Raw genomic sequence first — 6646 nt, 5'->3', positions numbered from 1 at the left:
CCACAGGTGCAGCAGTATGCGGATTATCGGGATACCGGGGAGTGGGGCGATGCCGGTCCCCTTGAATCCGCTCTGGCCCAGGCAATCCAACAGAGCCTTGCCGGCACCCGTCTTGCCGGTCTCAATGCCCAGCCGATTAAAGCGCCGGATACCACGGCGCAAGTGGCGAACACCGCCGCCTTGCAGACGGGGCTGGCCAAAGGGGTGATGGATAGTGCAGATGGTTCACTGCATGAAAGACCGCAGTTGCTGGGGTTCGGAAAAATAAACCCGCGTGACTTTACTTCGGAATCACTCGCTGAATACCAACAGACGGGTGACCTTAATGAATTGGTGCGATACAGCGAATTCTCACAGGGGGGCACCCGCTATGGACCAAGCGCCGACGGTGGTGTCGCTCCGCTTGTGAGCGATCTTCAGGCTTTGTCTGACGCCGATTTGCAGGCGGAAATTGACAAGCGCCGGGCATATGCGCAATCCATGGGCAGAGCAGCGGGCAGTGCCGTGATTGGGGCAGAAGAGCGTGCCGCACAAAACAAAGTCGCACTTTCCACCTATGAAATGGCCGTAAAAGGGCTTCGCGAATCCATGCAGAATACGACCACAGGTCCAGTTGCCGGCAGGATACCTGCCATGACACCGGAAGCGCAGATTGCCGAGGGTGCGGCTGCGGCAATGGCACCGGTGCTTAAATCCATTTTTCGCGTCAGTGGTGAAGGTACCTTTACTGATCGGGATCAGGCCCTGTTAATGGAAATGCTGCCTTCAAGAAAAGATCATTCCGAAGCTGCCCAGGCCAAACTAAACATTGTTGACGCCATTGTTGGAGCAAAGCTTGGTGGAGACATGCGCCCGGTTGAGGACATTTGGGGTGAAGCTTCCGGTACTCAAAGCACTGGAAGTACGAATGAGGCGCTTCCCTTAACCAGTGGCGAAAATGCTTTTAACCAACCCCTCCCACCAGTCAACGCACAGGGCTGGCAACTGATGATCGATGGTAGTGGCAACCGCGCCTACATCGGCCCCAACGGAGAAGTGGAGGAAATCTGATGGCCTTTGATTTGTCCACTGCCCGGCCAGTGAATGACTCCACCCAGCATCCGCAGCGCAAACGATTTGACATAACCACAGCGCGACCTGTTGAGCCGCAGCCCAGTGTCACGGCAGCGGGGCAGCAACCGGATGTTCCCGTGCCCGATAAAACGCCCGGTCTGTTTGACATTAGCCGGCAATTATCCGGGGGCCTGGTCGAGCCGGTTTTAACACTTGGCTCCGCTGGAGTTGGAGAGGTTGCCGGCGGATTAACCGGCCTGGGCACCCTCGGTGTGACCGCTGCCGGCCGCGCCCTGGGCCTGACAGACGTGGACCCCGCAGAGGCGGCTGAGGCTGTGCGGCGGGGCGTTTCCGAGCGCCTGACCTATCAGCCCCGAACCGCTGGAGCGCAGCTTGCTACGCAAACATTGACCACTTCCGCTGTACCGGCTGCAGCAGCCATACAGAAATCTACCGAGCTGGCGGGCGAGGCTGGAAATGCGGTCGGAGGCCCCGCTGCTGGAGCTGTGGCATCGGCTGTTCCCACTGCGATTGCCCAGTATCTGGGAGTAAGGATTCCGGGTGTTCGGGGCTCTGGCGCGCTGGACCCGAGCAAGCGTGGACGCACAGCAGCTCTTCCGAAAACGAAAACCACAGATCCTGTAAACGATCTGGCCGCCAGGCGGGCAGAGGAAATCAAGGCCGACTCCACCAGTGGGGAGGTTGCCCCCTACAGACTTTCCGACAACTGGCGAGGGGTTGAAAAGGATAGGGTGGCGCAAAACGCTATCAAGCAGGGGTTCGACAAATCGATAGTGTCGGCCATCAAGAGAGCATCCCCGGAAGATCGACAGAGAATGGTGCGAATGCTTGGTATTCGCCAGCGCGGGCACAACAATGCCCGCTATTCAATGGACAACCGAGCCTCCGATGTTGCAGGCGACTCCCTGATGCAGCGCGTGCGCCACGTCAGGCTGGTCAACCAGAATGCGGGCAGGCAACTGGACGCGGTGGCAAAAGCGCTGAAAGGCAAACCAGTGGACTATCGGGCTCCCGTCGACGAGTTTCTTGCCAGGCTGCGGGAAATGGGTGTCACAATGGATCGCCGGCTAAAGCCTCTGTTTGCCGGATCCGACATTGAGGGTGTCGATGCAGCCGAGCGGGTAGTTAGGAATATCGTCGCTCGAATGAGAGACACGCGTGCTCCGGACGCCTACGACCTGCATCGGCTGAAACGATACATCGATGAACAGGTTACCTATGGGAAAAGCAAAGACGGACTCGGAGGTAGGACCGAGCGTATCCTGAAGAGCCTGCGCGCAGACTTGGATAGCGCGCTGGATACCAACTTTCCGGAATATGATCGTGTCAATACCGCCTATGCGGATACGGTGAACGCCCTGGACGCGCTGCAGGATGCCAGTGGAAGTAAAGTCAATTTCTATGGTGACAATGCCGACAAGGCAGTGGGGACGGTGTTGCGGCGCCTGATGAGTAATACTCAGTCGCGGGTCAACTTAATGGATGCCACCGCTGATTTGGAAACAGTGGCCGCAAAATATGGGGCAAATTTCAGTGATGATCTGAAGACTCAAATGTTGTTTGCCGATGAGCTGGACAAACGGTTCGGAGCAACCGCCCGTACCTCCCTTCAGGGTGAGATGCAGAAGAGCATAAATACCCTGGCAAATGTTGCGTCCGGACAGCAGTCAACTACGGGGGCGACCTTTGACTTCATGAGAGGCGGCTTGAATAAAGTGCGCGGAATAAATGACCAAAACGCGTTCATCGCTATGCGGGAATTGCTTCGGCGATGAAAGCTAAAATAGTCCGTCCACTTGATAAAATACGATACCGATAGCGCGTCCGATAACAACTGCGGCGAATCCCATAACGCACATGCCCAGGGCCGGTAATATCTGGAAATGGACAGCAAAAGCGAGCATGGTCAGAAAGCTTGCCGCAGCCCCCAAATAAAATACCAGCATCCAGAACCAGGGCCGGGTGGCAAGGAATAGGAACAGGGCTATCAGTAGCGCTCCAACGGCATAGAGCAGCTTTTCTGAGCCGCCCTGCTCGCCATTGAGATGGTATAAGCCAACGGCGACCATTATTGAGACTGGGAGGGTCCATCCCCACTTGTTTTCCGAATCAGTCATTGCCTGATACCAGAAGCTTAATAGCGGTAAATAGGACCAGAGTGATTAGGGAACCACATTGACTTCCTTGCATATCCGCGTACCCGCCGGCCAGCGATGATATTTACCATTATCCGCCCAAGAGAATCCTGGTGCAAATAATCGAAGGCCGCACGAATGTACCCTTTCACTCTATTTGCAAATACACCTGATTTTTCTCGCGTTTACCGATCGCGATGACAGTAACAATGATTTCGACGTCGTTGGCGTGGTAGACAAGCCGATAACCGGCTGCCCTGAGTTTTATTTTGTAGAGGTCTTTTTTGCCAGAGAGCCTGTCCTTTGGCACGTGGGGATTTTCGAGCCGTTCCTCCAACTTCTTTTTAAACTGCGAGCGAACATTGGCCCCTAACTTTTTCCATGCCTTGAAGGCCGCCGGGTGGAATTTTAGGTCATAGGTCATCCAGGCTCACCGGTATCGCTTCGCTGCCATCGGTGAGGCGCTCTTCCGCTACCCTGGCCAGTTGGGCGTCCTCCAGACGATCCAGTATCTCTTCGTAGAGAGCGGGGGACAGGCAATACATGACCGGCCGGTTCCTGTTCAGTACGGCAACGGGCCCGGCCTCAGTGTCTTTAGCCAGGGCCATAGGGTTACGCTTGGCCTCGGAAATAGGCATAACCCGGTCGGACAGAATGTTGATTGCAGTCATATTGGTGCCATAAAAAGTATTTTAATAGTGCTAATATTAGATCAAATAAAGGCTACCTACAATACTCACACATTACTGGAGAGGAAGATGGTTATTTGAACTGCTTTCCACAAGAGATGGCCAAAAAGTGATCAATTGGCCCTTTTTGAAATTATCTTCTCAATTTCGAGCTTTTTGGCTGACAATTTTTGACGCAGGTGTATGAACTTAGTCACAAATTTTGATCCCTTGCATCGCGAGCCGATATATAATATCGGTACTATGCAGCCGACCCCAATATTCTCAAATGCTAAAGGTTTCATTCGCCAGGTCCGGGCTTTGGCAGCAGACTCTGCGAAGGTCTTTATTCCTCCATTGGATGTCTGTTCGTCCGGAAAGATCTATATGAGCCAGGTATGGACGGCGCTTGAGCGCGGCGACTTACAACATGGCCCGGTAATTGAGGAGGATGGTTCTGTCAGCGGTGTACTAACCTGCCTTACCGGCGGGCTACCTATTTTTGTCACCGTATGCCTATCTCCTGGCGGGGATTTTTTGAACATTCGATTTGTGGAAGAGGGCTAATAGAGATGTATCACTATAAAAACTGTGGCCTCCCAAACATATTTTTGGAAAATGGCTATACAAAGCGAGAGACCGCATATGGCGAGGCTGTCGCCATCCATGACCTGAAGGGCCTGCATAAAGCAATCAGCTTGTACCTGGTTGGTAAGGCAGGCACCCTAAGTGCCCGGGAAATACGGTTCCTACGCTGTGAAATGGATATGTCCCAGAAATGTTTAGCCAGTCTTCTTGGTGTTAAGGAAATAACGGTTCGCAAGTGGGAGAGCGGCGATAATAAAATTAATGGTTCCTCAGATATTTTACTGCGAATCTGTTATTTGCAATTCATTGAGGAGAGTAGTCAGGTGAAAGCATTGGTCGAGCGACTGAATGCGTTAGATCGAAGCGACCAGGAAAAACGCCTAAAACTGAGCAAAAATGACCGGTGGAACGTGGCTATTCTAGGGTCTGATTGCGCCTAGCTTTTCTCTTTTCACACTCTCCTCGTCCTCTCTGGGGGTAACGTCAATCAAGCCGTGACCCCCAACTCATCACCGCACTGTATTCCCTGCACACTGGACGCCTGATTGGTAATAAGGCGCGCCATGGACCCGTACAACAAGGCTCCCCCCGACATCGACGAGTCCGAAAAAGCCCTGGTCCGGCGGTGGTCCGCCCGCCTGGAGCGCTTTGTTGAGCTTCATGACAAAAAAACCAAGGCAAACGTCGAGCGCTGGCGGCAGGTATTGTCCGGCAGAGGCAAGGGCGAGCAGGAAGGGAAGGGTATCCGCCTGTTGTTTTCGGTGTTTGCCAGTCTGATTCCGCAGATCTATGCCAAGGATCCCGATATCGACTGCGATGCCGCCGAAGCGGCGGAAGGTGCCATGTACCAGGCCTGGCGTAAATTTGCCGCCACCCTGGCGGTGGTGCTCAACCGTCAACTGGTGCAGGAAGGCAAACTGAAAAAGCGTGCCAAGTCCCTGCTGCGCGCCACCATGACCGCCGCCGCGGGCTGGGTGAAAGTGGTTTACCAGAGAGACTACCGGCGGGACCCCCCTGATTCAAAACCGCCTGGAGGATGCCCAGGACAACCTGCAACGGGTGGAACAGTTGCTGAGAGAATTGGAGGACCCGGCCTGTGCCGGCGACCTGGAGGCCACCCGCGCCGAGCTGCAGCAGCAGATTCAAAGCCTGCAATCCCAGGTCGAGGTGGTGGCCAGCGAGGGACTGGTGATTGATCGGCCGCTGACCGAAGACATCCTGATTCTGGATGACACCCGTAACGAGTTCGACGACTACGAGCGGGCGGATGCCATAGCCCACCGCCTGTGGTTTACGCCCGAGCGGTTTTCCGAAGTGTTCGGCCGCAAGGCGGATCAATCCGCACGCCGTCATACCATCAATGGCAAAGAACGCAGTCGGGACAGCAGGGAAGAGGAACAGCTGATCCCGGTGTTCGAGATCTGGTGCAAGCGGGACAACACAGTTTACACCCTGGCGCTGGGAGAAGAGCGCTGGGCGCGCCCGCCGTTTTCACCGCCAAAGCAGGGGCGCCGTTGGTACCCCTTTTTTGGGCTCGCCTTCAATCAGGTGGACGGCAGTGCGGAGCCTCTGTCCGATGTGGAACTGCTGGAGGACCTGCAGGCGGAATACAACGAGACCCGGGATAAATACCGGGAGCTGAGGAGGGATCTGCGCCCGGCCACCGCCTATCGCCGCGCTGGCGGGCTGGACGACGAAGACCTGGACAATATCCAAAACCGGCGCACCAACGACATGATCGGCGTTGGCGGCGATCCGGAGCGGCCACTGGCCCACGACCTGCAGGAAATTCCCGCCCCCCGGGTGGATCCCGGTTTGTTTGACACCTCGACCATTCACCGGGATATCGAAATGCTGTCCGGTGCCAGTGACGCCAGCCGCAATATCACCCAGGTTTCCAAAACCGCCACCGAAGCCGAACTGATGGCCGCCTCCATGCAGGGCCGTATGGGTGAGCGCCGCGACGCGCTGGAAGACTGGATCAGCGAAGTGGCCGGCTATGCGGCGGAAATACTCCTGTTGGAAATCACCCCGGAACAGGTGCGCCAGATCGCCGGCCAGGGGGCCGTGTGGCCCACCATGGAGCGCGAGGATATTTACAACTTGTATCGGGTCAGTGTCCGCGGCGGCTCCACCGCCAAACCCAATCAGACACGGGAGCGGGAGCAGTGGGTGCAACTG

Annotated in this window: 8 protein-coding genes; 5 read left to right on the top strand and 3 right to left on the bottom strand. The window is 55.7% G+C overall.

Annotated elements, in window-relative coordinates:
* On the top strand, positions 1–1050 hold a 1050-nt coding region (locus AB1S50_RS18585), incomplete at its 5' end, for a hypothetical protein (RefSeq protein WP_367152698.1).
* Positions 1050–2849, top strand: coding sequence for a hypothetical protein (locus tag AB1S50_RS18580; protein ID WP_367152696.1), 1800 nt, complete (start codon positions 1050–1052; stop codon positions 2847–2849). The genes AB1S50_RS18585 and AB1S50_RS18580, both read left to right, overlap by 1 nt.
* 3 nt (positions 2850–2852) lie before the next feature.
* Here the strand turns inward: AB1S50_RS18580 and AB1S50_RS18575 are convergent, their stop codons facing one another.
* The 3 genes from AB1S50_RS18575 to AB1S50_RS18565 form a co-directional block, all read right to left on the bottom strand.
* Entirely contained in the window at positions 2853–3191 is a 339-nt protein-coding gene (locus AB1S50_RS18575; protein WP_367152695.1) for a hypothetical protein, read from the bottom strand.
* Positions 3192–3357: 166 nt separating this feature from the next.
* Positions 3358–3633, bottom strand: coding sequence for a type II toxin-antitoxin system RelE family toxin (locus AB1S50_RS18570; RefSeq protein WP_367152694.1), 276 nt, complete (start codon positions 3631–3633; stop codon positions 3358–3360).
* Positions 3623–3880, bottom strand: coding sequence for a type II toxin-antitoxin system Phd/YefM family antitoxin (locus tag AB1S50_RS18565; protein ID WP_367152692.1), 258 nt, complete (start codon positions 3878–3880; stop codon positions 3623–3625). Before AB1S50_RS18565 ends, AB1S50_RS18570 begins: the two co-directional genes overlap by 11 nt.
* A gap of 201 nt (positions 3881–4081) precedes the next feature.
* On the opposite strand from AB1S50_RS18565, the gene AB1S50_RS18560 reads away from it, so the two are divergent.
* The 3 genes from AB1S50_RS18560 to AB1S50_RS18550 form a co-directional block, all read left to right on the top strand.
* Entirely contained in the window at positions 4082–4444 is a 363-nt protein-coding gene (locus AB1S50_RS18560; protein WP_367152690.1) for a hypothetical protein, read from the top strand.
* Between the two features lie 5 nt (positions 4445–4449).
* Positions 4450–4905 (top strand): helix-turn-helix domain-containing protein, encoded by a 456-nt coding sequence (locus AB1S50_RS18555; RefSeq protein WP_367152688.1) that lies wholly within the window; start codon positions 4450–4452, stop codon positions 4903–4905.
* Between the two features lie 628 nt (positions 4906–5533).
* A partial coding sequence (locus AB1S50_RS18550) for a hypothetical protein (RefSeq protein WP_367152687.1) occupies positions 5534–6646 on the top strand: 1113 nt, incomplete at its 3' end.

Origin of the sequence: Microbulbifer discodermiae, assembly GCF_040742695.1 — a bacterium.
In the GTDB taxonomy this organism is placed as follows: domain Bacteria; phylum Pseudomonadota; class Gammaproteobacteria; order Pseudomonadales; family Cellvibrionaceae; genus Microbulbifer.
The sequence above is the reverse complement of the archived record's forward strand: the minus strand, read 5'-3'. Positions and strand labels throughout refer to the sequence as shown.

Coding starts and splice junctions, on each gene's coding strand:
- AB1S50_RS18580 (WP_367152696.1), top strand. CDS start 1,050: ATGGCCTTTGATTTGTCCACTGCCCGGCCAGTGAATGACTCCACCCAG.
- AB1S50_RS18575 (WP_367152695.1), bottom strand. CDS start 3,191: ATGACTGATTCGGAAAACAAGTGGGGATGGACCCTCCCAGTCTCAATA.
- AB1S50_RS18570 (WP_367152694.1), bottom strand. CDS start 3,633: ATGACCTATGACCTAAAATTCCACCCGGCGGCCTTCAAGGCATGGAAA.
- AB1S50_RS18565 (WP_367152692.1), bottom strand. CDS start 3,880: ATGACTGCAATCAACATTCTGTCCGACCGGGTTATGCCTATTTCCGAG.
- AB1S50_RS18560 (WP_367152690.1), top strand. CDS start 4,082: ATGAACTTAGTCACAAATTTTGATCCCTTGCATCGCGAGCCGATATAT.
- AB1S50_RS18555 (WP_367152688.1), top strand. CDS start 4,450: ATGTATCACTATAAAAACTGTGGCCTCCCAAACATATTTTTGGAAAAT.